This is a genomic window from Megalodesulfovibrio gigas DSM 1382 = ATCC 19364 (assembly GCF_000468495.1).
Taxonomy (GTDB): Bacteria; Desulfobacterota; Desulfovibrionia; order Desulfovibrionales; family Desulfovibrionaceae; genus Megalodesulfovibrio; species Megalodesulfovibrio gigas.
The window spans coordinates 2,404,877-2,430,863 of record NC_022444.1; the positions used below are offsets into that span (position 1 = coordinate 2,404,877).

General features: G+C 63.7%; 22 protein-coding genes. 12 read left to right on the forward strand and 10 right to left on the reverse strand.

The features are described from left to right. The first annotated feature begins 137 nt into the window (after positions 1–137). The 5 genes from DGI_RS10540 to DGI_RS10560 all read left to right on the forward strand — a co-directional run bounded on the left by DGI_RS10540 (position 138) and on the right by DGI_RS10560 (position 5,700). Complete coding sequence (locus tag DGI_RS10540; protein ID WP_021761001.1) at positions 138–482, forward strand: IscA/HesB family protein; 345 nt, start codon at positions 138–140, stop codon at positions 480–482. Between the two features lie 225 nt (positions 483–707). Continuing rightward, entirely contained in the window at positions 708–2,453 is a 1,746-nt protein-coding gene (locus tag DGI_RS10545; RefSeq protein ID WP_021761002.1) for a hypothetical protein, read from the forward strand. A gap of 13 nt (positions 2,454–2,466) precedes the next feature. Beyond that, positions 2,467–3,552 (forward strand): glycine cleavage system aminomethyltransferase GcvT, encoded by a 1,086-nt coding sequence (gene gcvT, locus DGI_RS10550; protein WP_021761003.1) that lies wholly within the window; start codon positions 2,467–2,469, stop codon positions 3,550–3,552. A 200-nt stretch (positions 3,553–3,752) separates the two neighbouring features. Then, positions 3,753–4,493 carry an RsmE family RNA methyltransferase gene (locus DGI_RS10555; protein ID WP_021761004.1) on the forward strand — a complete coding sequence of 247 codons (741 nt, stop codon included), beginning with the start codon at positions 3,753–3,755 and terminating at the stop codon, positions 4,491–4,493. Next, positions 4,483–5,700, forward strand: a complete 1,218-nt coding sequence (locus DGI_RS10560) for a replication-associated recombination protein A (protein ID WP_021761005.1) — start codon at positions 4,483–4,485, stop codon at positions 5,698–5,700. The genes DGI_RS10555 and DGI_RS10560 overlap by 11 nt, the downstream gene beginning before the upstream one ends. A gap of 125 nt (positions 5,701–5,825) precedes the next feature. Here DGI_RS10560 and DGI_RS10565 read toward each other — a convergent pair whose 3' ends face one another. From DGI_RS10565 to DGI_RS10575, 3 genes are all read right to left on the reverse strand, one after another. Then, a complete protein-coding gene (locus DGI_RS10565) occupies positions 5,826–7,247 on the reverse strand; it encodes a DegQ family serine endoprotease (RefSeq protein ID WP_021761006.1) in 1,422 nt (473 codons plus the stop codon). Positions 7,248–7,371: 124 nt separating this feature from the next. Continuing rightward, a complete protein-coding gene (locus tag DGI_RS10570) occupies positions 7,372–8,820 on the reverse strand; it encodes a sensor histidine kinase (RefSeq protein WP_235619927.1) in 1,449 nt (482 codons plus the stop codon). Positions 8,821–8,922: 102 nt separating this feature from the next. Beyond that, a complete protein-coding gene (locus DGI_RS10575) occupies positions 8,923–9,603 on the reverse strand; it encodes a response regulator transcription factor (protein WP_021761008.1) in 681 nt (226 codons plus the stop codon). Positions 9,604–9,835: 232 nt separating this feature from the next. Between DGI_RS10575 and DGI_RS10580 the strand changes: the two genes are divergently transcribed. Further along, a complete protein-coding gene (locus DGI_RS10580; protein WP_021761009.1) occupies positions 9,836–10,864 on the forward strand; it encodes a UDP-glucuronic acid decarboxylase family protein in 1,029 nt (342 codons plus the stop codon). Positions 10,865–11,245: 381 nt separating this feature from the next. Beyond that, positions 11,246–13,243, forward strand: a complete 1,998-nt coding sequence (locus DGI_RS10585) for a monovalent cation:proton antiporter family protein (protein ID WP_021761010.1) — start codon at positions 11,246–11,248, stop codon at positions 13,241–13,243. A gap of 266 nt (positions 13,244–13,509) precedes the next feature. Here DGI_RS10585 and glgB read toward each other — a convergent pair whose 3' ends face one another. The 3 genes from glgB to DGI_RS10600 all read right to left on the reverse strand — a co-directional run bounded on the left by glgB (position 13,510) and on the right by DGI_RS10600 (position 17,653). Beyond that, complete coding sequence (gene glgB, locus DGI_RS10590; protein WP_021761011.1) at positions 13,510–15,468, reverse strand: 1,4-alpha-glucan branching protein GlgB; 1,959 nt, start codon at positions 15,466–15,468, stop codon at positions 13,510–13,512. A 111-nt stretch (positions 15,469–15,579) separates the two neighbouring features. Then, the gene (glgA, locus tag DGI_RS10595) at positions 15,580–17,031 is read right to left on the reverse strand and encodes a glycogen synthase GlgA (protein ID WP_027193022.1); all 1,452 of its coding nucleotides are present in this window, start codon (positions 17,029–17,031) and stop codon (positions 15,580–15,582) included. Between the two features lie 193 nt (positions 17,032–17,224). Continuing rightward, entirely contained in the window at positions 17,225–17,653 is a 429-nt protein-coding gene (locus tag DGI_RS10600; RefSeq protein WP_021761013.1) for an NUDIX domain-containing protein, read from the reverse strand. A gap of 72 nt (positions 17,654–17,725) precedes the next feature. Here DGI_RS10600 and DGI_RS10605 point away from each other — a divergent pair, with 72 nt between their 5' ends. After that, positions 17,726–18,694 carry a glycosyltransferase family 9 protein gene (locus tag DGI_RS10605; protein ID WP_021761014.1) on the forward strand — a complete coding sequence of 323 codons (969 nt, stop codon included), beginning with the start codon at positions 17,726–17,728 and terminating at the stop codon, positions 18,692–18,694. On the opposite strand, the gene DGI_RS10610 is transcribed toward DGI_RS10605, so the two are convergent. Both DGI_RS10610 and DGI_RS10615 read right to left on the reverse strand, forming a co-directional pair. Next, entirely contained in the window at positions 18,622–19,299 is a 678-nt protein-coding gene (locus DGI_RS10610) for an MgtC/SapB family protein (protein ID WP_235621131.1), read from the reverse strand. The two genes, DGI_RS10605 and DGI_RS10610, sit on opposite strands and share 73 nt — an antisense overlap. Positions 19,300–19,720: 421 nt before the next feature. After that, positions 19,721–20,386, reverse strand: coding sequence for an L-threonylcarbamoyladenylate synthase (locus tag DGI_RS10615; RefSeq protein ID WP_021761016.1), 666 nt, complete (start codon positions 20,384–20,386; stop codon positions 19,721–19,723). On the opposite strand from DGI_RS10615, the gene DGI_RS10620 reads away from it, so the two are divergent. Next, on the forward strand, positions 20,379–20,849 hold the full coding sequence (locus tag DGI_RS10620; RefSeq protein WP_021761017.1) for a 23S rRNA (pseudouridine(1915)-N(3))-methyltransferase RlmH: 471 nt from the start codon (positions 20,379–20,381) through the stop codon (positions 20,847–20,849). The genes DGI_RS10615 and DGI_RS10620 overlap by 8 nt on opposite strands. Here DGI_RS10620 and DGI_RS10625 read toward each other — a convergent pair whose 3' ends face one another. Beyond that, positions 20,850–22,997 carry an STT3 domain-containing protein gene (locus DGI_RS10625; protein WP_021761018.1) on the reverse strand — a complete coding sequence of 716 codons (2,148 nt, stop codon included), beginning with the start codon at positions 22,995–22,997 and terminating at the stop codon, positions 20,850–20,852. 181 nt (positions 22,998–23,178) lie between these two features. On the opposite strand from DGI_RS10625, the gene DGI_RS10630 reads away from it, so the two are divergent. Genes DGI_RS10630 through DGI_RS10640 form a run of 3 tightly spaced genes read left to right on the forward strand, consistent with a single transcriptional unit; the run spans position 23,179 to position 25,349 of the window. Further along, on the forward strand, positions 23,179–23,610 hold the full coding sequence (locus DGI_RS10630) for a hypothetical protein (protein ID WP_144284171.1): 432 nt from the start codon (positions 23,179–23,181) through the stop codon (positions 23,608–23,610). Further along, on the forward strand, positions 23,610–25,013 hold the full coding sequence (locus DGI_RS10635; protein WP_021761020.1) for a ferredoxin reductase family protein: 1,404 nt from the start codon (positions 23,610–23,612) through the stop codon (positions 25,011–25,013). Before DGI_RS10630 ends, DGI_RS10635 begins: the two co-directional genes overlap by 1 nt. Positions 25,014–25,046: 33 nt before the next feature. Further along, a complete protein-coding gene (locus tag DGI_RS10640) occupies positions 25,047–25,349 on the forward strand; it encodes a hypothetical protein (protein ID WP_021761021.1) in 303 nt (100 codons plus the stop codon). Here the strand turns inward: DGI_RS10640 and DGI_RS10645 are convergent. Continuing rightward, on the reverse strand, positions 25,259–25,894 hold the full coding sequence (locus tag DGI_RS10645; protein ID WP_051349742.1) for a 16S rRNA (guanine(527)-N(7))-methyltransferase RsmG: 636 nt from the start codon (positions 25,892–25,894) through the stop codon (positions 25,259–25,261). The two genes, DGI_RS10640 and DGI_RS10645, sit on opposite strands and share 91 nt — an antisense overlap. Positions 25,895–25,987: the final 93 nt, after the last annotated feature.

Here is a 25,987-nt window from a genome sequence, read left to right on the forward strand (position 1 = left end):
TTCAGGATGGCACTCTGCTACCGCACCCCATGCCCGGGCGCAAGAAAAGACTGTCGGCCCATGCGACCGCCTGTTTGGGAGTTGACGCCGGCCAAGGAATGCATAGAATCATCAAATTCATTCCATTGGAGGAACCTATGATTCATTTGACCGACAATGCCGTGTCCGAACTGGACGCCTACTTTGCTGACAAACCCAAAAGTTCCATCCGGATCTACCTGGCACCCGGCGGCTGCTCCGGCCCCCGGCTGGCCCTGGCGCTGGACGAAGCCAGCGACGCCGATGAAGTGGTGACCCAGGGCGACTACACCCTGGTGATGGAAAAACAACTCTACGCCCAGGCCAAGCCCCTGACAATCGACGTCTCCCACATGGGCTTTTCCGTGGACTCCAATCTCCAACTCGGCGGCGGCGGCTGCGGCAGCGGCTGCGGCAGCAGTTGTGGCAGCGGCTCCTCCAGCAGCGGCTGCGGTTGCCAGTAGCCCGGCGTTGGATCGCCTTTCCGGAGAACCTGCACATGTCCGGGTTCTCCGGGGGCGACCCTCGGGCCTGATGACAACGATCGCGCCTCCCTCTCCCGTTCCCGGCGTACGACGGCTTGCACAACCTTGCCTGCTTGTGGCAGAGCTTCCGTTGTTCTATGGTGTGTCTTGCCGCGGCCACGGTGGTGGCGGCAACGCCCTGCTGGCGCTCAAGGTGCAATGGCCATGCTCGCTTCCTGGGAAGACGCTTTCAGCGAAGCGCCGGATTTTTCCTGGCGCTACAGCCTGGACGGACAAAATCCGGTCCAGATCCAAACCATTGCCCATCTCAAGCTCTTTCTGGACTTTGTCCACGCCAAGCACTGCCTGATCAAGCCCTATTTCGAGCATGCGGACTACCCGCTGGTGGAATCCAGGGAGCTGTTGCCTTCCTTCGATGCAGACCCCTTTGAATACGCGCACCTGCCCGGCTTCTCCCTGGTGGCCCTGCAACGCCCCCTGGACTATTTTCAGGAAATTTTCCAGTTCGACGTGCTGCACTCCATCCTGGAGCAGACCACTGCGGCCCAGGGCAGCGCCTGCCCCCTGGAAAGCAACGTGCTGCAGCGCAACGTGCAGATGCTGCTGAACCGGCTGCCCAAGAAGCTGCAGGAGCCCTTCAAGCAGGCCTACCAGCACACCGACATCACAGATCTGGAGAACTACCCGAACCTTCTGGACTATCTCCTTGATCTCGACCGCGCCCAGGTGATGGCCACGGACGCGTACGGCAACTTTTCCCTGCACGGGGTGTACGCCTCCTTCCCCTCGGATCTGGACTCGGAAATCAAGCGCTTTGGCCTGCGCATCGGCAAGTTCCGGCCCGGGGACAACCTGCGCTATGAGCTGTACCGCCCGTTTGTGTACCAGTTCCTCATGGAGTTGTACGGCTTCCCCATTGTTTCGGAGCGGCGCACGTCCTCGGCACTGTTTGCCCGCCGGCTGCACAAGCTGGGGGAAACCTTCCTGGTGCGCGTGCTCGGCCAGTCCGACCGCACCCTCACCACCCTGTATTCCCACCCCACGGCCAAGTTCTACCCCCGGGTGGAAAAGCTGGCCCTGGTGCGCGTGGACAAGGACCAGGAAGAAGCCATCGAGCTGCTTTCCCGCGGCGGCTATTTCGTGGACGAAGCCCGGCGCGTGGTGCTGCTGCGGGTGCGCTACCGCCAGCACAAATACAACCCGGACAACGTCCGCCAGGACCGCGCCCTTTCCGTGGAGCTGCAGGAAGTGCTCCACCCCCTCACCGGACAGTCCTTCAGCCAGTGCAACATCATCAAAGACACCACCACCATGTTCCTGCGCCTGAACGACATCGTGCGCGGGGAATATGAGGGCCGCATCATCTACAAGCGTCATGAGGTGGTGGAGAACACAGACACGGACGAAAAACGCCTCAAGTTCCTCTACGCCTGGCTCTCCAAGCATCAGCGGCGCATCATCGCCTATTCCGATGAATTTTTCGCCAAAGTGGTGCAGGTGCTGGACAACTACCTGCTGAACCCGGACAATTACGACGTCTTCCAGTCCATGTTCGAGCTGTATCACGAGGTCTGGTCACGCTACAGCTACATCCAGCAGGCCAGAAAAGTCCGCAATCTTGAGGATCTGGATGAAGGACAGGACAGGAAGGGCAAGCCACTGCCGTACCTGGACCGCTTCCGCGAGGCCGTGAGCCTGCTGCATGATCTGAAATTCGAAATCGTCAATTATTTCGATGAACTAGTACTGACGGCCATTCGCATCGGCGAACGGATGGTTACGGATCGCTACGTCATCAAGCAGTACATCGAACCCAGGGACGACGAGCTGACGGAATACGGGCGCCAAGTGAAGCACCAATACGGCCGCCTCGTCTCCCTCATCGACGAATTCAAGGCCATCCGCAAATCCCGCAAGGAAATTCAACCAGCCCTGGAAGAAGTGGGCTGACGAGGATCTCGCCATGACCGACGCCGCCCTCAACACCACGCCCCTCACCGCCCGCCATCAGGCCCTGGGCGCCAAGATGGCGGACTTTGCCGGCTTTCTCATGCCCATCCAGTATGCCGGCATCATCGCCGAGCACACCCAGACCCGCACTCAGGCGTCGCTGTTCGACATCTGCCACATGGGCGAATTCCTCATCGCCGGCGAGGCCGCCAAGGCCGAGCTTTCCCACCTGCTGACCCACAACCTCGAAACCCTGGCCCCGGGCCGCTGTCGGTACGGCTTTTTGCTCAACGAGACCGGCGGCGTCATCGACGACTGCATCCTGTACTGTCTGGCCCAGGATCACTACATGCTGGTGGTCAACGGCGCCCGCATCGAGGCGGACCGGGACTGGATCAGCACCCGGCTGGCACAGGCCCATTTCGAAGACGTGAGCGACGACACCGCCAAGCTCGACCTGCAGGGACCGGCCTCCCTGGACGTGCTGGAAGCCCTGCTGGACCGCTCCCTGCGGCACATCCCCTACTTCGGCTTTGCCCAGCTGGAATGGCAGGGCCAGCCCCTGCTGGTGAGCCGCACCGGCTACACTGGCGAGCTGGGCTACGAGCTGTACTGCCCCGCCAGCCAGGCCGGCCCCCTGTGGGATGCCCTGCTGGGATACGCCGCCGTCAAACCTGCCGGCCTGGGCGCGCGGGACACCCTGCGCCTGGAAATGGGCCTGCCGCTGTACGGGCACGACCTGGACGAGACGCACACCCCGGCCGAGGCCGGCTACGGCGGCCTGCTCACCTCCACGGCAGACTACATCGGCAAGGTCCAGGCCACGGCCGTACGCGAGAAGCTCGTGGGCCTGCTCCTGGACGGCCGCCGCAGCGCCCGCCATGGCGATGCCGTGGTTCTGGACGGCGAACAGGTGGGCGTGATCACGTCCGGCTCCTTCTGCCCCAGCCTCAACTGCGCCGCGGCCCTGGCCTTCATTCGGGCAGACAAGGCCGGCGCGCCGGGCTACGTCATCCGCACCGCCCGGGCCGAGCTGCCGGCCGTTCCCGCTGACCTGCCCTTCCACAAAGCCGGCACTGCCCGGAAAAAACTGGCCTAGGGCATTTTAATTTTGGAAAAGGACGTTGCGAGAGAGGAAACCTTTNCTCGCGCTCTCCCCTTCCAAAACTGTGATAGCGACCTTGCATCACAATAAAAAAAGTCGTTGGAAAGAGGGTTCTTCCCCCGAATATTCTTTTCAACGTAACGCATTGCTGGCAAAAACACTATTTGGCCAGATAGCCAACCATACGGATTTCCATGCATCGATTTCATCTTCCGCCAGAGGCCTGGGACACCGCCGCCGACGTGCTGCGTCTTGATGGGCCGGAAGCCCACCACGCCGCGCGGGTGTTGCGTCTGGAAGCAGGCGAGGACATCGCCCTGTTTGATGGCCAGGGCCGGCGCGCCGTGTGTCGCATCCTGGATGTCAAAAAACAGCATCTCGCCCTGGAAGTGCTGGAGCAGGCCCAGGATCCACCGCCGGCAGCGCCCACCATCCTGGCCCTGGGCTTTTCCAAGGCCATCCGCCGCAGCTGGCTGCTGGAAAAGGCCGTGGAGCTGAACGCGGCCGGCCTGTGGTTCTGGCAGGCAGATCGCAGCCAGGGCCGCATCCCTGAAGACGTGAAAGAAAGCTGGCAGGGGGCGCTGGTGGCTGCCGGCAAGCAGTGCGGCGTCTCGCATCTTCCGGACGTGCGCACCTTCCCCGGCGGCCTGGAGGCCGTGCTGCAGGAAACAGCCGCCATGCAGACGGTGGTGTTGTGGGAAGAACAGGACCAGCCGGCCCCCGTCCTGCCCCAGGCGGTGATCCGCCTGCCTGCGCCATGCTGCTTCCTGCTCGGCCCGGAAGGTGGCTTCAGCCCGCGGGAGGTACAGGTGTTCCAGCACGCCCAGACCCTCGCCGCCAGCCTGGGGCCTTCCATCCTGCGCTGGGAAACGGCCGCCCTCACCGTGCTGGCCCTGCGTTTCTGGGGTCAGGCCGGAGCAACCGGTGACGCCTGAAGCGCCTCAGGACAGGCGTCCCCTGGCCGAGCGCCTGCGGCCGGCCAGCCTTGCAGACGTGGCCGGCCAGGGACATCTGCGCAAGAAACTGCAAGCCTATCTGGATGCCCCCCGCCTGCCCAGCCTGTTGCTCTTCGGCCCGCCAGGGTGCGGCAAGTCCAGTCTGGCCTTGCTGCTGGCCGCCTCCACAGGCCGGCCGCATGTGCGCGTGAGTGCGCCCGAAGCCGGGCTGCCCGAGTTGCGCAAGCGGCTCCAGGGCGTGAGCGTGCTGGTGCTGGACGAGCTGCACCGCTTCTCCAAGGCCCAGCAGGACTTTTTTCTGCCTGTGTTGGAATCCGGCGAGGTGACGCTCATCGCCACCACCACGGAGAACCCGTCCTTTTCCATCACCCGGCAGCTGCTTTCCCGGCTGCACGTGCTCAAGCTGGCCCCCCTGGATCGTGCAGCCCTGCTGCAGGTGGCCGGCCGGGCCTGCGATGAACTGGGGGTCTGCTTTGATCAGGATATCCTGGCCTTTCTGACCGCCGCCAGCCACGGGGACGCCCGCACCCTGCTCAACCTGCTGGAACATGCCGCCTCTCTGCCCGAGGATGCGCGGTCCCTGGAATCGCTTCAGGAGCGGCTGCCGGAACTGCTGCTCCGGCACGACAAGGCCGGGGACAGTCACTATGAGCTGGCATCGGCCCTCATCAAGTCCATCCGGGGGAGCGATCCCGACGCCGCCGTCTACTATCTGGCCTGCCTGCTTACCGGGGGGGAGGATCCGCGCTTCGTCTGCCGCCGGCTGGTGCTCTCGGCCTCGGAGGATGTGGGGTTGGCCGATCCCCAGGCCCTGCCCCTGGCCGTGGCCTGCCTGCAGGCCGTGGAATCCATCGGCATGCCCGAGGGCTTCATCCCCCTGGCCCAGACCGCGGTGTATCTGGCCCTGGCTCCCAAGAGCAATTCCACCTACCTGGCCTACCACGCCGCCCAGGCGCACCTGAAGAAGCACGGCCCGGCCCCCGTGCCCCTGCACCTGCGCAACGCCGCCACGGCCCTGCAAAAGGAATGGGGATTCGGCAAGGGATACAAATATCCGCACAATTTCCCGGGGGCCTGGGTGGAACAGCAGTACCTGCCCGATGCCGTGGCCGGTACGCGCTTTTACCACGCCAAGGACCAGGGCGCGGAACCCAGCCTCAACGGCTGGAGCGAGCCGGACGAATAGTCTAGAGCATTGTAATTTTGAAAAAGGACTTTGCGAGAGGGGGGCTGGGGGAACCCTTTTCTACAGAAAGGGGTTCCCCGAGAGCTCTTTTCAAAAGTACTTTTACTTGGTTACAATATGGTGCCTTATTCCACCGGAATGGGTCGGAAGAAGGCCCGGCCCTTGCGGACAATTTGCGCCATGACGGCGCCGCGCGCCCGGCCCTCGCGCTCCACAATCTGGGCCACGTCCTCGGGCTGGTTCACGGGGCGCTGATTCACGCTCAGCAGCACGTCACCGGCCTGGATGCCGGCACCGTCTGCGGGGGAATCCGGCTCCACTGCCGTCACCAGCAGGCCCTTGGCCTCACGCATGCCCAACTGGCGGGCCTCCTCGCGGCTGTAGCGACGCAGGGAAAGGCCCAGGGCGCTTTCCGTGGCTTCGGAGCCGTCCGGGGTCGTCCCGTCTTCGTCCATCTGGGCCAGCTTGTCCTTGCTGCGTTCGCCCACGGTCACGCGGACATCGCGGGTCTTGCCGTCGGTCCAGATGGTGAGGGTGGCGGACTTGCCCGGCTGCACCTGGGCAATGCGGCGCAGGAGATCGGCCGTGCCGACCACGGCATCATCATTGATCTTGAGGATGACATCCCCGGCCTTCAGCCCGGCCTTGTCAGCAGGTTCACCGGGCATGACATTGGCCACCAACGCGCCGGCCGTGTCGTCAAGTCCCAGGGCCTTGGCGGTGTTCTCGTCCACATCCTGAATGGTCACGCCCAGCCAGCCGCGGCGCACGGCCTTGCCGGATTGCAGCTGCTCGATGACGCTCTTGGCCATGTTGCTGGGCACGGCAAAGCCCAGGCCCTGGCCCGAGGCGAGGATGGCCGTATTGATGCCCAGCACCTCGCCCTGCAGGTTCAGCAGGGGACCGCCGGAGTTGCCGGGGTTGATGGAGGCGTCGGTCTGGATGTAGTTGTCATAGGGGCCGGACCCGAGGCTGCGGCCCTTGGCGCTGATGATGCCCGCGGTAACGCTGTGCTGCAGGCCGAAGGGGTTGCCGATGGCCACCACCCAGTCGCCAATCCGGGCGCGGTCGGAGTTGGCGAAGGACAAAAACGGCAGGGATTCCTTGGCCTCGATCTTCAGCAGGGCCAGATCGGTTTCCTCGTCACGGCCGATGACCTTGGCATTGTATGTCTTTTCGTTGTGCAGCGTCACCTTGATGACGTCTGCCTCGGCAATGACATGGTTGTTGGTGACGATAAGCCCATCGGCAGCAATGAGAAACCCGGACCCCAGGGACCGCTGGGGCCGGCGGCGGGTCTGATCACCGAAAAAGCGCTCGAATTCGCGGAAGAAATCGTTGAAGGGATCGTTGCGGCGAAAGCGCTGCTCGGGCTGGCGCTGCACGGCCTGCTTTTCCGTATTGATGTTGACCACGGCCTTGCCGGCGGTTTCCACCAGGTCGGCCAGTTCAGGAAAACTGCGGGCTTCGGCGGCGCCTCCCAGAAGCATGACGCAGCACATCACCAACGCCACACGCAGTGAGATCGCCTGAATGGATCGAATCATATGCATATGCCTCCTTGAAGGACATCTATCGGTCTTGTTGCATGAATACGCAACTGGCGAGAGAGGTAAAGAGCAAACCTGTCGCCTGTGTTGCCGGGAAATTACCATCCTGTAAACAGCAGGGTCAGGCCTGCTCCCTGCCCTTTTTCAGTTCCGCCAGTCTTGGAAAACGAATGACAGCTTCCAGCCCGGGCCGCTGCGGATCGTCCGGCTGGTGGCTGGCCAGGGACAGACCTGCCCGGTGCAGCCGCGCCACCGCTGCCACCAGGGAGAGGCCCAGGCCGCTGCCCGGGGCGGAGCGGGAGGATTCCAGACGGAAGAAGCGTTCCAGCACCTTGTCCCGGGCCTCGGGTGGAATGCCCGGCCCGGTGTCCGCCACGGTGCATTCCGGTCCCTGGGGCGTGTTGCGGATGCGCAGGAGCACCCGTCCGCCGGCAGGAGTGTACTTGATGGCGTTGTCCAGCAGATTGGCCATGGCCTGGGAGAGCAGGTGCCGATTGCCCATGACCGTGGCGCCGTGGTCCAGCTCCATGGTCATGGCCAGATCCTTTTCCTCGGCCGAGGGTTCGTACAGTTCGCCGATGTCCCGGGCGATGGCGGTCAGGTCCAGCCGGGTCATGTCGCCACGTTTTGCGCCGGACTCGGCCTGGGCGATCTGCAGCAGGGCGTTGAAAGTCTGGATGATTTCGTCCGTCTCTTCCACGGTCCGGGCCAGGGCCTCCTGGCACAGGGTCAGGTTGCTGGTCTCCATGAGGGCCAGTTCCAGCCGGTTGCGCATGCGGGTCAGGGGGCTGCGCAGGTCGTGGGCGATATTGTCGCTCACCTGGCGCACGCCGCCCATGAGCCGTTCATTCTGGTCCAGCATTTCATTCAGATTGGCGATGAGCTGATCAAACTCGTCGCCCGTGCCCTTGACCGGGATACGCCTGGAGAAGTTGCCGGCCATGATCTCCAGACTGGTTTTGTTGATGACGTCCAGCCGCCGGAGCATCTTGCGGCTCATGAACACCCCGCCGGCCAGGCCCAGCACCACGGCCAGGGCCAGCCCGTAAAACAGGGACTTGATGATGCGGCGCTGGATGTCCGTCTTTTCCGAGATGTTGCGTCCCACCAGCAGATGGAAGTTGCCGGTAAGCAGAAAATGGCGGGCCATGGCCATTTCCTGGCGGCGGCGCGGCGCAGCCAGGGTGAAGGTGAGCCAGCCCGATTCGGACAGCTCCACCTCGGGCCACTGGTCCAGGTTGCCGGCCAGGGGGGAATAGTCCGGCTTGGCCAGCAGGTACAGCGAGTCCCGATTTTCCTTGTCCGAAATGCGCTCGTTGATGACCTGGATGAGCCCGGCCAGCCCCAGCAGTTCGTAGCGGTCCCGGAGACCCTGGATCTCGGCGGTGATGGTGGCCACGGTCTGCCGCTCCATGAAGCCGGCCGTGGTCCAGTAAATGAAATACAACAACAGCAACGCAGACGCCCCGAACACGCACAAAAAGAGCATGGCCAGGCGGAAGGTGGAGGAACGGAGCAGGCTGGCGGGAATCACGGGGGTGGTGGAATGCCTGGAGAGGTTCTTGAGCAAACAGCGCTGAACACAGCGTGGCAACGGGGGCGCAGGGGATCATCATACCGCTGCCGGGACAGCTCGTAAAGACGCCTTCCCGGCATTGGCACGCGACAGGAATTATTCTGCCGGCTCGCGCACCGTGTACCCCACGCCGCGCACAGTGTGCAGCAGGGGCTTCTGGAATCCCTTGTCGATTTTCTGGCGCAGCCGGGAGATGTGCACATCAATGACGTTGGTTTGCGGATCAAAGGCATAGTCCCAGACATTTTCCAGCAGCATGGTCCGGGTCACCACATGCCCGGCGTGGCGCATGAGGTATTCCAGCAGGGAAAATTCCTTGGGCTGCAGCTCCACCACCTTGCCGCCGCGGGAAACCTTGCGGGCAATGAGGTCCATTTCCATGTCTGCCACCTTCAGACGCGTCACCGCTGCGCCGTCCTGCCCGCGACGCAGCAGGGCTTCCAGACGGGCCAGCAGTTCGGAAAAGGCATACGGCTTGGTGAGGTAGTCGTCGCCGCCGGCCTTCAGGCCGGTCACGCGGTCGTCCACCTCGCCCAGGGCAGAGAGGATGAGCACCGGCGTCATGTTGCCGGCGGAACGCAGGGTGCGCAGGATGGTCAGGCCGTCCACGCCGGGCAGCATGCGGTCCATGACAATGGCGTCGTAGTTCTCGCTGGCGGCCTTGAACAGGCCGTCTTTGCCATCGGCAGCGTGGTCCACGGTGTAGCCGCTTTCCTTGAGGCCCTTGGCCATATAGGCCGCGGCTTCCATGTCGTCTTCCACGACGAGGATGCGCATGGGCAGGCTCCTTGAGGGGCAAGTGGTTCAGAATGCGCAGCATTCAATTGCTGCAAGACTATACAACATTCGCCTGCGGGCGCAAGCGGCTGCAGGGGGATATGAACAGAGCGTAACCTGTGGCGGCGCACCATGCCCGGATCAGGAGGGGGTGGCCCGGGTCAGGATGACATCCGCATACCTTTGGTGTACATCACGCGGGCACAATGCAATACTGCGCAAGGAGCAAGGCATGCATCTGAAAAAACGGGTTCTGGTGACGGGCGGCGCCGGCTTTCTCGGCTCGCATTTGTGCGATGTGCTGCTGAATGCCGGCTGCGAAGTCCTCTGCGTGGACAACTTCTACACCGGGTCCAAACGCAGCATCGAACATTTGATCGACAATCCGGACTTCGAAATCATCCGCCACGACATCACCTTCCCCCTGTACCTGGAAGTGGACGAGATCTACAACCTCGCCTGTCCGGCCTCGCCCATCCACTATCAGTCCGATCCCGTGCAGACCACCAAGGTGTGCGTGCATGGCTCCATCAATATGCTGGGCCTGGCCAAGCGCCTGAAGGCCAGGATCATGCAGGCGTCCACCTCCGAAGTGTACGGCGACCCCGCCATCCACCCGCAGCCGGAATCCTACCGCGGGGACGTGAATCCCATCGGCGTGCGCTCCTGCTACGACGAAGGCAAACGCTGCGCCGAGACGCTCTTCTTCGATTACTGGCGCCAGCACAAGCTGCAAATCAAGGTGGCCCGCATCTTCAATACCTACGGCCCGCGCATGCACCCCAACGACGGCCGCGTGGTCTCCAACTTCATCATCCAGGCCCTGCTGGGCAAGGATATTACCGTGTATGGCGACGGCAGCCAGACGCGGTCCTTCTGTTATGTGGACGACATGATCAACGGCTTCGTGCGGCTCATGCATTCGGCGGACGACTTCACCGGCCCGGTGAACCTGGGCAACCCCGGCGAATACACCATCAAGGAAATCGCGGAAAAGGTGCTGGAGCTGACGGGATCCAAGTCCAAGATCGTTTACAAGCCCCTGCCCTCGGACGACCCGCGCCGCCGCCAGCCGGATATTGCCCTGGCCCGGGAACAGCTGGGCTGGGAACCCCTGGTGCAACTGGAAGAAGGCCTGCGCAAGACCATCGCCTATTTCGAAGAACTGCTGCAAAGCTGCACCCGCCAGGATGTTCAGAACCGCAACGTGCTGGAAGCCATCCTGGGCTACCATCTGCCCGAAGGCAAAGGCGTGTGCTGAAGAACGAAGCGGGAACATAAAGAAAGGTGGCCGGCACTCAGCAGTTCACATGGCAGGTGCCGGCCACCCCTTCGCCCCCTCTCCCCTGCCTCCATTGACGGAAAGGATGCGCCAGCACCCGCACAGCCGGTACCGCCGCGGTGACCACCGTGGCCGCCAAAATCACCCCTCCCGCGCTGACGAACAGCGCGCCAAGCAGAAATTCTCCAGGGCATGTGCAGGAGGCGCACCTGCAGCACGCAGCCCATCAAGAAAGACGACAGGACCGCACGCGGCACCTCGTGAATCAGGTGCAGAAGTTCTTTTGACACCACGCCAGTGCACCACATATACAGGCGTGTATCCAGTCAAATGAGGAAATTTTAGATTCCCGGAGGAAACGTGCCGCACATTCCGTTGCTGCCGGAACTCATCATTGTGTTTGGTTTCTGCATCATTGCGATTTTTTTGTGTTTCCGCGTGAAGCTCCCGGCCATTGTGGGCGTGCTCATCACCGGCGTGCTGGTGGGGCCCGGCGGGTTCGGCGTGGTGGACGATCCGCATGCCGTCGAGTCCATTGCCGAACTCGGCGTCATTCTGCTCATGTTCACCATCGGCCTGGAACTCTCCCTGGGCGAGCTCAAGGCCTTGAAAAAGCCTGTGCTCATCGGCGGCGGGCTGCAGGTGCTGTTCACCATCGCCCTGATTTTCGAGCTGGGACTGACCCAGGGATTCGACACCGGGCCGGCCATCCTGGCCGGCTTTCTGGTGGCATTGTCCTCCACGGCCATCGTCATCAAGCTGCTGCAGGAGCGCTCGGAGTTGGCGGCGCCGCACGGCCGCATCATGCTGGCGGTGTTGATTTTCCAGGATATCATCGTCGCGCCCATGATGTTGCTGACGCCGTTTCTGGGGTCGGACTCGCCGGATCTTGGCCGCTCAATGATGCTGCTGGGGGCCAAGGCGGTGGGGGTAATCGTTGTCGTCTGGTTCCTGGCCAAATTTGTGGTGCCACGGCTGCTGCTGGCCGTGTTGCGCACCCGCAGCCGGGAGTTGTTCCTGCTCAGCGTGCTGGTCCTGTGCCTGGCCATCGCCATGTTCACAGCCTGGGTGGGGCTCTCCATCTCCCTGGGGGCCTTCCTGGCCGGGCTCATCATTGCCCAGACGGATTACGCCCTCTCGGCCCTGGAAGGGGTGCACCCGTTCCGGGACGTGTTCACCAGCCTGTTCTTCGTCTCCATCGGCATGCTGCTGGATGTGCAGTTCATGGTGAACAATCTGCCCCTGGTGCTGGGGGCGGCGGCGGCAGTGCTGCTGTGCAAGGCCGTGGTGGCCGGCGGGGCCACGGTGGTGCTGGGGTACCCGCTGCGCATCGCCGTGCTGGTGGGGATGGGCCTTTCGCAGGTGGGGGAATTTTCCTTCGTGCTGGCCAAGGTGGGGTCGGATGCCGGCCTGCTGACGCCAGAAAATTATCAGCTTTTCCTGGCCATCAGCATCCTGACCATGCTGGCGGCGCCGTTCTGCATCGCCGGTTCGCACCGGGTGTCGCGCTGGGTGAGCGAGCTGCCCGGCCTGGGGGCCTGGCGGGAACGGTCCATGGTCCAGGAAGAACCGCGCTCCACCCTCAAGGATCACCTCATCATCGTGGGCTTTGGCCTGGGCGGCCGGCAACTGGCCCAGGCGGCCAAGTCCTCCAACATCGCCTACTGCATTGTGGAGATGAATCCAGACACGGTGCGCACGGAACGAACCAAGGGCGAACCCATCAGCCATGGCGATGCCGGCCTGCCCGAGGTGCTCAAGCACCTGGGTGTGGAGCAGGCCAAGGTGCTGGCCGTGGTGGTGGCGGATCCCCTCTCCGCCCGCCGGGTGACGCAGGTGGCCAAGTCCCTGAATCCCGCCATCCGCCTGGTGGTGCGCACGCGCTACGTGGCCGAGGTGGATCCCCTGCGGCACATGGGCGCGGATGACGTGGTGGCCGAGGAGTTCGAGACGTCCATCGAGGTGTTCGCCCGGGTGCTGCGCGCCTATCTGGTTCCCCATGTGACCATCGAACGCTATGCCCGGGAAGTGCGCCAGGAGGGCTACGAGCTGCTGCGTCGCGGTCAGCCCGTGCACAACCCCTTGCACACCCTGGATAATGCCTTTTCTGGATTCGAGGTCAGCGGCCTGACGGTGGAGGAAGGGGCCGTGCTGGACGGGCAGACCCTGGAGGAATCCGGCCTGCGCAAGCGCCATGGCCTGACCGTGGTGGCCGTGCAGCGCGGGGAGGAACTCTTCGCCAATCCCGACGGCGCATTCCGACTCCAGGCCGGTGATGTGGCGTACCTTTTCGGCTCGCAGCAGGACTTCGCCTCCCGCGTGGGACTCTTCGAGGTCCGGCACAAGGCCTGGGCCTAGGGCGTGTTGTTTTTGAAAAGAGTTATCGGGGGAAACCCTTTCTGAAGAAAGGTTCTTCCCCCGAGCCCTCTTTCCAAAGACTTTTNGTTTCCTTGAAAAGAGCTCTCGGGGGAAACCCTTTCTGAAGAAAGGTTCTTCCCCCGAGCCCTCTTTCCAAAGACTTTTGCCAGGGTTACGGGATACTCCCAACGTTTTGGAAGGGGAACGCAAGAGAGGGGAAACCTTTTTTCAAAAGATTTCCCCCCTCGCAATATCGTTTCTCTCCCCTACTCCTGCGGCTGCCAGCGCTCCGGCGCAAAGGCCATGGCCGCCAGGGGGGGCAGGGTCAGTTCCAGGTAATAGGGCCAGGTGCCCAGGTCGGCCTTGTGGGCCATCACGCCGCCGTCGTTGCCCACATTGGAGCCCCCGTAGTAGTGGCTGTCGGAGTTGAACAATTCCTTCCAGACACCAGGATACGGGCAGCCGATGGCGTAATTGGTGCGCACCACGGGCGTGAAGTTGAAGACCCACAACAGCGGCCGGCCGGCGGCGCACTGCTTCTCGTTCTGCCAGGTGCAGGGCGCCTTGCGCAGAAAACTGAGCACGGACGACGTGTAATCGGAAAGATCCACCCACTCGAAGCCGCCCCAGTCGTGGTCATGGCGGTGCATGGCCGGCTCTTCGCAGTGCATCCGATTAAGTTCCTTGACGGTGCGCTGCAGCCCCTGGTGCGTGGGGTACTCCAGCAGCATCCAGTCAAGTTCCTTGCCGGCATCCCACTCGTTCCACTGGCCAATCTCCGAGCCCATGAACAGCAGCTTCTTGCCCGGATGCGCGTACACGTACGAGAGCATGGCCCGGGCATTGGCGAACTGCTGCCACATGTCTCCGGGCATCTTGGCCAGGAGCGCCTTTTTGCCGTGCACCACCTCATCGTGAGAAAGCGGCAGCACGAAGTTTTCCGAAAAGGCGTACAGCATGGAGAAGGTGAGATTGTTGTGATGGAACTGCCGATGCACGGACTCCTTGGAGAAATACAGCAAGGTATCGTGCATCCAGCCCATGTTCCACTTGAAGGTGAACCCCAGGCCGCCGGTGTACAGCGGGCGCGACACCCCCGGCCAGGCCGTGCTTTCCTCGGCCACGGTGATGACGCCGGGGAACTGCTCGTGCACCACCCGGTTGAGTTCTTTCAGGAAGTCGATGGCTTCCAGGTTTTCGTTGCCGCCGTAGATGTTGGGAATCCACTCACCGTCCTTGCGGGAGTAGTCCAGGTACAGCATGCTGGCCACGGCATCGATGCGGATGCCGTCGATGTGGAATTCCTTGAGCCAGTACAAGGCGTTGGCCAGGAGGAAGTTGCGGACCTCATGCCGGCCGTAATTGAAGATGTACGTGCCCCAGTCCGGGTGTTCGCCCTGGCGGGGGTCGGCGTGCTCGTAGCAGGCCTCGCCGTCAAAACGCCCCAGGCACCATTCATCCTTGGGAAAATGGCCGGGCACCCAGTCCAGCAGCACCCCGATGCCCTCCTGATGGCAGCGATCGATGAGATGACGCAGGTCGTCCGGCTCGCCGAAGCGGGAAGTGGGGGCGTAGTGGTGGGAGGTCTGGTAGCCCCAGCTTTCATCCAGGGGATGTTCGGCCAGGGGCATGAACTGGATGTGGGTGAAGCCCATTTCCTTGACATAGGGCACCAGCGTGTCCGCCAGTTCCCGGTAGGAATAAAAGCCGCGGCCCGGGGCGTTTTCGTGCTTGCGCCAGGAACCGGCATGCACCTCGTACACGCTCATGGGCTTGTCCAGGAGCAGCCCGGCCTCCTGACGGCGCTGCATCCAGGCATCGTCCTGCCAGGCGTAGCCTTCCAGCGTCCAGGTTTTGCAGGCCACACCGGGCCGGAGCTCGGTGCACTGGCCGTACGGGTCCGTTTTGTAGATGATGCGGTCGCTGGTCTGGAGAATGCCATATTTATACAGCACGCCTTTTGGCATGCCCGGTACAAAGGCGGCCCAGATGCCGGACACGCCCACGGGGAACAGCGGCAATTCGCCCCAGCGCCAGTCGTTGGATTCGCACACCAGATGCACTTCCTTGGCGCTGGGCGCCCAGACGGCAAAGCGGTAGCCTGCCAGCCCTTCCTGCTCGTGCGGATGTGCTCCCAGGATGCGATAAATATCCCAGTGCTCCCCGCGACCAAAGAGATACAGGTCGAACGGCTCAATGGGGGTGGGATGCGTAATCAATTCCATAAAACAACCTCTCAACGTTCTTCGGGAAACAGGAAAGCAGCAACGCCCGCCAACGCGCGCCAACGCGCAAGGGCGGCGCTCCCGCTGCCCGGGACGTTCCGGAAACGCAGGTTACAGTGCCGCGCCGAGCGTGCGGTAGACGTCCATGTATTGCATGGCGGAACGGGTCCAGGAAAAATCCTGCCGCATGGCCCGGTCGCGCAGGGCAGCCCACTGGTCCTTGTCTTCCCATAGGGCCACTGCCTGACGCACGGCGTCCAGGAAGCTGGCCGGTTGCGGAATGGGGAAGGTGAACCCCGTGGCCTGGGGATGCGGCCAGGGGGTGATGGTGTCTCGCAGGCCGCCCACGGCCGTGGCCACGGGCGGGGTGCCGTAACGCAGGGCGTACATCTGGGTCAGGCCGCAGGGCTCGTAGCGCGAGGGCATAAGGAAGATGTCGGATCCGGCCTGGATGCGGTGGGCCAGATCTTCGGTGTAGCTCACCCGGGCGGCGAGTCTTCCCAGATGATCCTCCATCATCCCCAAAATGTGCTGTTCGTATTCCAGCTTGCCCTCGCCCAGTACCACCACGCCCACATTGAGGCGCATGAGCTCGGGAAGGATGTTGATGAGCAGATCAATGCCCTTCTGCCCCCGCAGCCGGCCGATAAAGCCCAGGATGGGACGATCCATCAGCTCGGGAGAAAGACACAATTCCTCGATGAGGGCCTTCTTGCATGCGTATTTGCCGGCGATGTCGTCGGCGCTGTAGGTGGCGGGAAGGTATTTGTCCTGACTGGGATTCCAGACCTCGTAATCCGCACCGTTGAGAATGCCCGTCAGATGATCCCGCCGGCTGGACAGGATGCCCTCCAGTCCGCAGCCGAAGGCCGGGGAAAGGATTTCCTCGGCATAGCTGGGACTCACGGTGGTCACCATATCCGAGTAGGCGATGCCGGCCTTGAGCATGTTCAGGTCGCCCCAGAACTCCACGCCGTTCATTCCCCAGGATTCCGGGGGCAGGCCGCAGCCCTCGAACAGGCGGGAGGAGAAGCGGCCCTGGAAGGCCAGGTTATGGATGGTCGTCACGCTTTTGGTCTGCTTCCACCACTCCCCGGTCTGCCGCCAGAAGTGCAGGTACGCCGGAATGAGGCCGGATTGCCAGTCATGCACATGGATGACGGCCGGCGGATGCGCCAGCAGGCAGGCCAGTTCCATGGTGGCGCGGCAGAAGAAGATGAAGCGTTCGCAATTGTCGAAATAATCGCCCTTGTACGTATTGTAGTAGAAGCGACGGTCGAAGAATTCTTCCCGGTGGATAAAATACACGGGCATGCCGTGGAAGTCCGCCAGGTAGACATCGCAGGTAGTGGGCGACCACGGGTAGCCCACGTGACAATCCGAATACATGAGGTGCAGGGGAATGTCGGCTGTTTTCAAACGGCCGTACAGCGGCGTCACCACCGCCACATTCACACCCAGCCGGTGCAACGTCAGCGGCAGGGCTCCCAGCACGTCACCGAGTCCACCTGTTTTGGAAAACGGGTAGATTTCGGATGCCACGAACAGAACCAAAGGCCGTATCGGCATGCGTCCCTCCACAAGAACGCCTGTGGTGGCCGTCGCGGGGAAGGCCGCACCCGTCGCCGCCACCACGTCAACCACACGGTGCGCGTTTCGGTATCATCTGACATGCCGGGGGCAATACCGCAAGGAGTTTCTCCATGTGGCTCGCAATATGAAGAATGTGACGGCCCCGCCCCCTCTCTCCCGTCGCCTATATCCCGGGGTTGTACCGGCGCAGCAGGGCCCGGAAGTCTTCCAGAATCTGCCGATGGTCAAAGGCCACGACTTCCGGCCAGGCGCCCAGGGGGAAGAAGCGGGCGGCGCCGGCATCGTCCCCGGCGGCAAAGGCCCCCGGGTCCACAGCCTGACCGATGAACACCGTGCTCATGGTGTGCTTGCGCGGGTCCCGGGCCGGATCCGAATATACGCCCAGCAGCCCGGTAAGCACCACGTCCAGGCCGGTTTCCTCCCTGGCTTCGCGGATGGCGGCGGCTTCCACGGTTTCGCCTTCGTCCACAAAGCCGCCGGGCAAGGCCCAGCCAGGAGGAGGATTTTTGCGCTCAATGAGCAGCACGCCGCGGGCGGGATCGTAAATCACCACATCCACCGTGGGGGTGGGATTCCTGAATTGCTGTGTCATGTCGCCCTCCTGCTGCCCAGACGCTGCGCTGGGCCGGGTTGTCTCGCTGCCTTCTCTTGGGTACTGGAGGGCATGGACGGACGCAAGATCATTTTGATCCACCAGGGCGCGTTGGGCGATTTTCTGCTGGCCTGGGCCGGCATGCTGGCCGTGGTGCGGCAGGGAGGATCGCCGGTGTACTGGGCCGGAAAACCGGGCTACTTCCCCTTTGTGGCACCGCTGGGGGTGAAGCCGGCCGATGCCCCCCTGCGCGCGGCTGTGGCTGCCTGTTACGGCGCAACCGCCCTCCCCGATCCGCTGGCCGAAGCCCGGCTTGTCTGGTTCGGCCTGGACCGCAACCCCCTGCCCCCGGCCCTGGCTGCAGATCCGCGGGTGCTGTTCGTGCCCATGCTGGACGGGCAAGCCCCGCCAGCCGCGGTCGTGGCGGCAGCCCTGGCCCGGCATGGCCTCGTCGTCAAAGAGGATGCCATGGCCGAATTCCGCCGCCTGTTCGGCCCATGGAGCCCGAGCCCCGATGCGACGGTGCTGCTCTTCCCGGGATCCGGCCACCCCCGGAAATGCTGGCCGCGAGACCGGTTCATCGCCCTGGCCCAGGCACTGCAGCAGGCCGGCGAGGCCGTGGCGTTCATCCTCGGTCCAAACGAGCTGGAACAGGGCTGGAGCGTTCCCGGCTTTCTGGCGCACACACCGGACGCGCTGCCAGAGCTGGCGTCCCTGTTGCGCGGCTGCCGGGCCGTGGTGGGGAACGATTCCGGCCCCATGCATCTGGCGGGACTGCTGGGCGTGCCGGGCGTGGCCATCTTTGGCCCCACCAGCGAACACCAATGGGGACCGCCGGGCCTGATGCATCTGACGGCAGACACCCCCTGCCGCCCCTGCACCCGGACCACGCGGGACCTGCACTGCCCCCAGGCCCGGTGCATGGACGCCGTGACCGTGCAGATGGTCTGCCACGCCTTGATGGCAGCTCAAGGCACCTCACTCTCTTCCCAGGCCAGTTGCTGCAGCCCCGGCAGCGTGAGCAACTCCCGCACCACCTGACCCCGCGCCACACTGGCGCGACAGCGCAAGCGAAGTCGGTACGTCACGATGCCCTCCACAAGATTCTGCCGGTAGTTGACGGTGAGCACCTTCAACGACGGGATGGCCTCCAGCTTCTCCTTGATGCGGCTCAGGCGGGCATGCTCACACGAGAGCACCAGGGTCAGGCTGGTGTAGATGTCTTGATTGATGCGCTTGCTGACGAAGAACACCGAAAACAGCACCAGCATGGACAGCACGGTGGTGGCGATGGCCGGCACGATGAATCCTGCCCCCACAGCCAGCCCCAGGCCTGCCACCAGCCACAGGCCGGCGGCGGTGGTCAGCCCCCGAACGGATCCCTTGCCCTTGATGATGGCCCCGGCCCCCAGAAACCCCATGCTGGCGATGGCATACGAGGCGATGCGGCCGGGATCCAGACGCACGGCCCCGGTGGCGGTCAGCGGGCGGAACATCTCCTCCATGTGCAAGGAAAGCTGCATCATCAGGCAACCGCCCAGCGCCACAATCATGTTGGTGCGCAGGCCGGCGGCCTGGCCATGGGATTCCCGCTCCCAGCCAATGATGCCTCCCAGGGTGGCGGCAATGACGAGCCGCGCAACCATCTCAGGGGAACCATCTGCAAACATTGTCGCAATCATCGTGAAGGCCTCCGTGCGATGCGGGTGCAGAATCCGAGTCTGGCGGATTTGTCACCAAATCGTCACAAAGGCAAGAAACGAAAAAATCCCCGAGCTGAAATTCGGGGAATGACGGAAGGTCGTTCGGATCAGGAGGCGGTGGAGGCAGAAAACACGAATCCGGCGCTGTGGGTCGCCATCCCTCAGCGCCGGATTCGGCAAAAGCAATAGTCGGAAGGTGACTTGAGTATAGCAGGAGTCGTGCCAAGTGCGAAAAAAATCTTTCTTTTTGAAATTACCATGTATAATCAGCATGTTGTGAAAAAGACCCCGCATCACGCCCCTGGCAGGGGATCAAATGAGGTAAAAATCCTTGAACCCCTCCCCCAGGCCCGCCGCAGGGCATTCAAAATTTTTGACCAACCCGGCGCAGGCTCAAGCCCAGGGCTTCGAGCTTGGTGCAGGTGACGGCCCCTTTTCTCAAGCATTCAAAGGTGTTGTCATCAAATATTCGCACAATGGTCGAAGGCGCTCCGCCGCCGGGAGGCGTCTCATCCTCCAGCACACCGGCGGTTCGGCACACCACCGCCGGCGAGAGTTTGGCCCTGCAACTGGCAGGCGGCTCCCCGGCCAGGTTGGCGCTGGTGGAGACCAGCGGCCCTCCCAGGGCCAGGGCCAGCCCTCGCGCTCCGGCATGGCCGGGCACGCGCACGGCGATTTCTCCGGCCTCGGAGACGACCCCGACCGGCAGCCCGGGGGCGGCAGGCAGGCACAAGGTCAGGGGTCCTGGCCAGCATTGTTCAATTATTTCAGAAAGATGACTGGATACATCCGCTGCAATTCCCACCAGTTGTGCGGCCTCGCCGGCCACCAGGGGCAGGGGCTTGCCCGGTTCGCGTCCCTTCACCGCCAGCAGCCGGGCCACGGCCGCGGGGTTGCGGGCGTCGCAGCCCAGGGCGTAGAAGGTCTCTGTGGGATAGATCACCAGGTCTCCCCGGCGCAATGCCGCAACGGCCTGGGTCTGGTTCAAGGATTTTGACTCGTCCATAAGGATGTTGGCGACCATGCGCATGATTCGACTGCTCAGCGTGGGCAGGTTCAAGGCCGACTGGTGGAAGCAGGCTGCGGATGACTACGGCAAACGCATTGCCCGCTTTGTTCCCTTTGAAGAAAAATTCGCCCCCGATGGCGCCGCCGCCCTGCCCCCGGAAAAACGCATGCAGGCCGAGGGTGAACGGCTGCTGGGGCTGCTGGAGCCCAGGGACTGGGTGCTGGTGCTGGACGAGCGCGGCCGCAGTCTCCCCTCCGAGGCCTTTGCCCGCACCCTGGCCCGCCTGCTGGACGATCCCGGCGCACGGCCCTGCTTTGTGGTGGGCGGCGCCTGGGGGCTGGCTCCGGCGGTGAAGGCCGTCGCCAGGGAGACGATTTCCCTGGGATCCATGACCCTGCCACACGAACTGGCCCGGGTAGTGCTGCTGGAGCAGATCTACCGGGCCATGACCATCCTCAGGGGCATGCCGTATCATCACGAATGATCAGCGCACCTCGAACACGCGCACGTCGGGAAAATCGTCGTACACCAGGGAAAAGTAGTCGCCGAAGCGGGGCTTTTTCGGATCTTCCAGCAGCAGCTGCACCATCATGCTGTTATAGATCTGGTCATCCAGCAGATAGTACTTCTGCGCGGCCATGTGGACCACCAGATGCGGGCCTTGATTGCGGGGGAACACGTCGGAACGCCGTTCCTTGCGGTCCAGCACATCGATGGACGCCACGGGCAAGACGCCCTCGCGCTGGGTGAACTGCACTTCGCCCTTTTCATAATTGATGCGGAAGGCGTCCCGGATCTCCAGCAGCCGGCCATGGAGGCCCTGCTGGGTCGTCATGTCCCAGGTGCCATAATAGGTGATCCACGGCGCCAGGCGGATATTCTCGAAGGTGGCCACCACATAGCGCGGCGCGGCAAACGGCGGCAGCGGCTGCGTGGCGTTGCCCAGGCCTTGCAGCAGGGCCAGCATCTCGTTGCGGGGCATGGCGTCCCAGGCCTTCCAGGGCTCGTCGTTCCACTGGGCGCTGTACTTGATGAGCTGCGCCGAAAGCCGGGGGTTGGGCGTGGTCAGCACTAGCCCCAGGGGAAAGATATGGTGCCCGTAGTGGCGGCCGCCATCCGCAAAGGAAATGCGTTCGGCGTAATAATGCGTGGGGTAGCCCCAGTCCCACCAGGTCCACACCTTGCTTTCCGGTGGCGAGGTCTTGAGCGACTGCAGCGCCATGCAGTGCTGCCGTGAGAGCACCGGCGTGGGGGGAAGGCTGATATAGAAGGACACCAGCGGCCAGCCGAGCACCACCGTGGCCGCACAGCTCAGCAGAAACCGCTTGTAGCCGGCACCGGGACCGCTGCGGAACAGGGCCACTCCGGCCCAGCCCACGGCCATCCCCAGCCCAATGGCCATGGGCGCGCCGCCGAACATGGTGAGTCGGGAGCCCAGCTTGACCGAGGCCAGCCCCATGACCAGAAAAATTGCCAAGGGCAAGGCCACGGGACGCAGCACCAACACCCCGAGAAAACACAGCAGCCCCGTCGCTGCCACCAGCCAGGAGGTGTGGAACCGCTCCAGGACCCGCTCCAGGGCAATGTTTTGCACCTCGATGACGCTCTGCCCGATGCCGGGATAGATCACGCCGGTGGTGTTGACGGAACCGGTCACATCCGCCGCGGGTTTGAGATAGGCGCCCAGCAGCTCGGTAGCGGACTGCAGCGTCGTCTGCGCCACGCCGCCCAGCACGGCCAGCAGCACCAGCGCCGCGAGCCCCGGCCAGGGCGCGCGCGCCCATTGCGAGACCATCTCCGGCTTTTTCCAGGCCAGCGCCCACAGCGCCAAGGAACAGGCCAACCCCGGCCAGCCCACCAGGGCGCTGGCCATGAACACGGCCAACCCCAGCATCAGCCGGCCCCGCGCACCCGGGCGGCCCGCCGCCAGCCCCCAGCACACGGAAAATCCGCACAACACCTTCACAAACGTAAGAATGTGCCCGTGCCACACCGCGCCGAACCGCGCCAGCAATCCCAGGAGAACCAGCCACGCCAGAACGCGGGCAATGGTCTGGGGCGGCTCTTCCTGCAGCGGCTCGCGGTGTCGCCAGGAGGGGCGGATCCATCGCCCCATGGCCATGGCCAACCCCAGGGTGAACAGCAACGGGAACAGCAGGGTGACCATGTCCGTATCATAATATCCCAACCGGGACCGGAAATAGAATCCCGGCGACAGCACGGTCAGCAGGCCGGCCACCAGCCCGCCCGCGGCCGCGCCTTCCTTCCAGCCCAGCACCCGGCACCACACCGCCATGACCAGCCCCACCAGTCCTGCGAACAAGGGCGGGATGACGAACCCGGCCAGACCCAGCGGCATGCCCGTGAGGCTGGCAAAACCGGCCGCCATCACGGCCAGGGGGGTGCCGACAGCCTCGCCCACGCCCTTGGCTCCGGCCAGCCAGTGGTAGGAGTCGTGTGTGCCCTGGATAAACTCGCCGTCCACCACCAGGGCGGGGTTCTGCCAGCCGTAGATCTCGTGCATGTGGACGGCAAGGGCCAACGCATAGGTAAACCCGAGAACAAACAGGAACAGCTTGAGCTCCTGACGGGCAGGCTGCTCCGGGGCGACGGCATTCCACGGCGCGGACATTCCAGACACTCCAGGGAAAAAGCATGAACGCAACGGCAGACACGTGGGTGCAGACATAGGTCAGCCCCTGGGAAAACACAAGCCATTGCGCCCCCGCCATCTGGTGATGAATTTCACTTGCCATCGCATCGACATTCAACGTAAAGAAGCAAATGTTTTCTTAATGATGCAGGAATCGTGCATGACAGACACCTTCCGCTATCCCCGTCCGCCGCGGCTGGCCGTGTTTCTGGTGGCCGCGCATTTCTGCCTCTCCCTGGGGGGGCTGTTGCTGCATCTGCGCATCCATCCCGTGGTGGAGAGCTATTTCCACTGGTGGGCCACCGGCGCGGGGCTGATCAACTGCCTGCTGCTGCCGTTGCTGTTTCTGCATCCCCGCGGGGTGGGCTTTGCCTGTGTGCTTAACGTGCTGACGGTGATCCTCGGCACCCTGGGCATGGCCTATTTTTCCCTGCACGCCATGACCTGGCCGGCAAGTGTTCTTACCATCATCCTGCATTCCACCCTGCCAGACATCATTATCCTGCTGGCCAAGCTGCCGCTGGGACAGATGATTCTGGAGACCATGCGCCCCCATGGTCCCCGCCCGGAAGGGCAACGGGGGTGCCGCTGATGCGCGAATTCACCCTGCGTCAGCGCATGCTGCCCGCCTTTGAGCGCGGGGCCCTGCTGGGCCTGTTCTGGCTGGCCACGGCGGGCTTGGCAGGGATGGCCGCTGCGCGGCCGTTCTGGATCCGCTGGGAAGCACTCAACGCCTACGGGGAAGCCCTGGATTGGACCACCGCCATCGGCAAGGGCTGCGGCGGCGCGGCCCTGGTGCTGCTGCTGGTGCAGGCCCTGCTGGGGGCGCGCAGCCGGTGGATGGACGCGCTTTTCGGCCTGGATCTGGTCTATCGCGTGCATCGGCTGCTGGCCGTGGGCATCCTTGTCCTGATCACCCTGCACCCCATGTTTCTGCATTTTTACCGGCCGTTTGCCCAGGAACTGGCCTGGAGCGCCTGGCCCCTGGTGCTGGGCTCCCTGGTGCTGGCCGGGCTGTGGATCTCTGCCGTCCTGGCCCGGTTCCGCCGTTTTGTGGAACTGCCGTACCACTGGTGGCAACTGGGGCACCGTCTGGCGGCCTGGCCTCTGCTCTTTGGCGCCTTCGTGCACGTGCTGAGCGTCTCCGAGGACTACCGCCGCTTCCCCGGCATCGTCATGGCGCTGCTGGGCCTGGCGTTCCTGGTGGTGCTGGCCCTGCGCACGCGGCTGCTCAAGCGGTTCGGCTTTGCGCGGACGCCGCATGTGGTGCAGGCAGTGCGGCCGCCCAGCCCCGAATTCCCGGACGCCGTGGAGCTGATCTTGGCACCGCAGCCCGGCGCGCGGGGACTGCAATTCACACCCGGGCAGTTCGTGTTTCTGCTGCCGGAATCCAAGGCGGTCCCGGCGGAGGAGCACCCCTTCACCATCGCCTCTGCGCCGGACTCCCTGCCCCGGCTGTCCTTCACCATCCGCTGCTGCGGGGATTTCACGTCCAGACTCGGCCAGCTTGCTCCCGGCGACACCGTGCTGGTGGATGGCCCGTACGGCCGCTTCAGCTATGCCGGCCTTGCCCCCATGAACTCGCCGCTGCTGCTGGTGGCCGGCGGGGTGGGCATCACCCCCATGCTGTCCATGCTGCGCACCCTGGCTCACGAGCAGGATCCGCGAGCGCTGTGTCTGGTGTGGTCCACCCGCACCAGGGAAGACGTGCTCCACGCCCAGGAACTCAGGGAACTTGAAGTGGCGCTTGAAAATCTGCGGGTCATCCATGTGTTTTCCCGCCAGCGCATGAGTGCCAATCTGGCAGAACGCAGCGGCCGGCTGCGGCCGAGCATCCTCAAGGATGCCCTGGCCATCCTGCCGCACACGCCGCAGGATCCGCCCCCGCACGCCTTCATCTGCGGTCCCGCAAGCATGATGCTGGTGGCCCGGCAGTCCCTCCTTGGCCTGGGCATGCCGGCACGGCGCATCCATGTGGAACGGTTTTCTCTTTAATTCTACGCCGCCTCGGCATTGGACGGTTTTTGCATGACACGCGCAGACGCCCTCGCCTTGCTCAAGGACTACCTCGATTCCGGCGACGCCCGCATGGATTTCGATTACGGTTCCGAAGACACACGGTACAAGGTCCTGGATCTGTTGGAACAGCTTATCGAACTGGGCGAGGCCGCGGACGCCCTGGCCACGTCCCTCATCTTCAAGGGCGGCCTGCTGGAGATGCTGGCCGGCGGGGCGGGTGCTCAGTCTGCCGAGGCCGCGACCATCCAGAGCCAGCGCGAGGATGATTCCGAAGAGGACGACTCGGACAAGCCCACCAACCCGCTGCAATAACGGTGCGAGCGCTCCAGCCGCCATCCTGCAGGCCACTGGGCCGGCGGGGGCTCGTTGGTCATGAACACCGTGCGGACGGCCCGGCCCGGCACATGGTCCTGAACGAGATCCAGCACCTCCGGCCAGGGCTTGAACGCCCGGCTCACCACCAGCGCCGGCCCAAAACGCGCCAGGGCCGCCTCGGCCGTGCCGGGAAACACATGCGTGCGCGGCAGTCCCAGTTGCCCCAGGGCATGGGCCAAAAAAGCCTGGCGCTTCTGGCGCACCTCCACCATGCGATACACGCCGCGGGTCCAGACCATGCGCAGGGGAATGCCCGGCAACCCGGCTCCGGCACCCAGATCCAGGACGGCGGCCTGATCGTCAAGATCCAATAGTTCCAGGAAGCTGGCCAGGTGGAAGCTGTCCAGCACCAAATCCAGCAGCACGGTGCGCCAATCCTGGCTGCCCACCAGGTTCATGCGCCGGTTCCAGGCCAGCAACAGGCCAAGATACTGATGCACCGGCCCGGCCGGCACGGCAGCAAAGTCCCTGGATGCCAACAAGGCGGCAACATCATTGATTGTACACTCGGACGACTGCGCACACATGCGGTGGATCCCCTTTTCTGGTCTTGCATTCCGGAGCGAAAGGCACTA

Excerpts from the sequence above, each read along its gene's own strand:
- DGI_RS10620 (WP_021761017.1), top strand. The coding sequence starts at position 20,379 with ATGCGCATGATTCGACTGCTCAGCGTGGGCAGGTTCAAGGCCGACTGG.
- DGI_RS10640 (WP_021761021.1), top strand. The coding sequence starts at position 25,047 with ATGACACGCGCAGACGCCCTCGCCTTGCTCAAGGACTACCTCGATTCC.
- DGI_RS10605 (WP_021761014.1), top strand. The coding sequence starts at position 17,726 with ATGGACGGACGCAAGATCATTTTGATCCACCAGGGCGCGTTGGGCGAT.
- DGI_RS10630 (WP_144284171.1), top strand. The coding sequence starts at position 23,179 with ATGACAGACACCTTCCGCTATCCCCGTCCGCCGCGGCTGGCCGTGTTT.
- DGI_RS10625 (WP_021761018.1), bottom strand. The coding sequence starts at position 22,997 with ATGTCCGCGCCGTGGAATGCCGTCGCCCCGGAGCAGCCTGCCCGTCAG.
- DGI_RS10635 (WP_021761020.1), top strand. The coding sequence starts at position 23,610 with ATGCGCGAATTCACCCTGCGTCAGCGCATGCTGCCCGCCTTTGAGCGC.
- DGI_RS10615 (WP_021761016.1), bottom strand. The coding sequence starts at position 20,386 with ATGCGCATGGTCGCCAACATCCTTATGGACGAGTCAAAATCCTTGAAC.
- DGI_RS10545 (WP_021761002.1), top strand. The coding sequence starts at position 708 with ATGCTCGCTTCCTGGGAAGACGCTTTCAGCGAAGCGCCGGATTTTTCC.
- DGI_RS10565 (WP_021761006.1), bottom strand. The coding sequence starts at position 7,247 with ATGATTCGATCCATTCAGGCGATCTCACTGCGTGTGGCGTTGGTGATG.
- DGI_RS10600 (WP_021761013.1), bottom strand. The coding sequence starts at position 17,653 with ATGACACAGCAATTCAGGAATCCCACCCCCACGGTGGATGTGGTGATT.
- DGI_RS10580 (WP_021761009.1), top strand. The coding sequence starts at position 9,836 with ATGCATCTGAAAAAACGGGTTCTGGTGACGGGCGGCGCCGGCTTTCTC.
- gcvT (WP_021761003.1), top strand. The coding sequence starts at position 2,467 with ATGACCGACGCCGCCCTCAACACCACGCCCCTCACCGCCCGCCATCAG.
- DGI_RS10610 (WP_235621131.1), bottom strand. The coding sequence starts at position 19,299 with ATGGTTGCGCGGCTCGTCATTGCCGCCACCCTGGGAGGCATCATTGGC.
- DGI_RS10540 (WP_021761001.1), top strand. The coding sequence starts at position 138 with ATGATTCATTTGACCGACAATGCCGTGTCCGAACTGGACGCCTACTTT.
- glgB (WP_021761011.1), bottom strand. The coding sequence starts at position 15,468 with ATGGAATTGATTACGCATCCCACCCCCATTGAGCCGTTCGACCTGTAT.
- DGI_RS10575 (WP_021761008.1), bottom strand. The coding sequence starts at position 9,603 with ATGCGCATCCTCGTCGTGGAAGACGACATGGAAGCCGCGGCCTATATG.
- DGI_RS10555 (WP_021761004.1), top strand. The coding sequence starts at position 3,753 with ATGCATCGATTTCATCTTCCGCCAGAGGCCTGGGACACCGCCGCCGAC.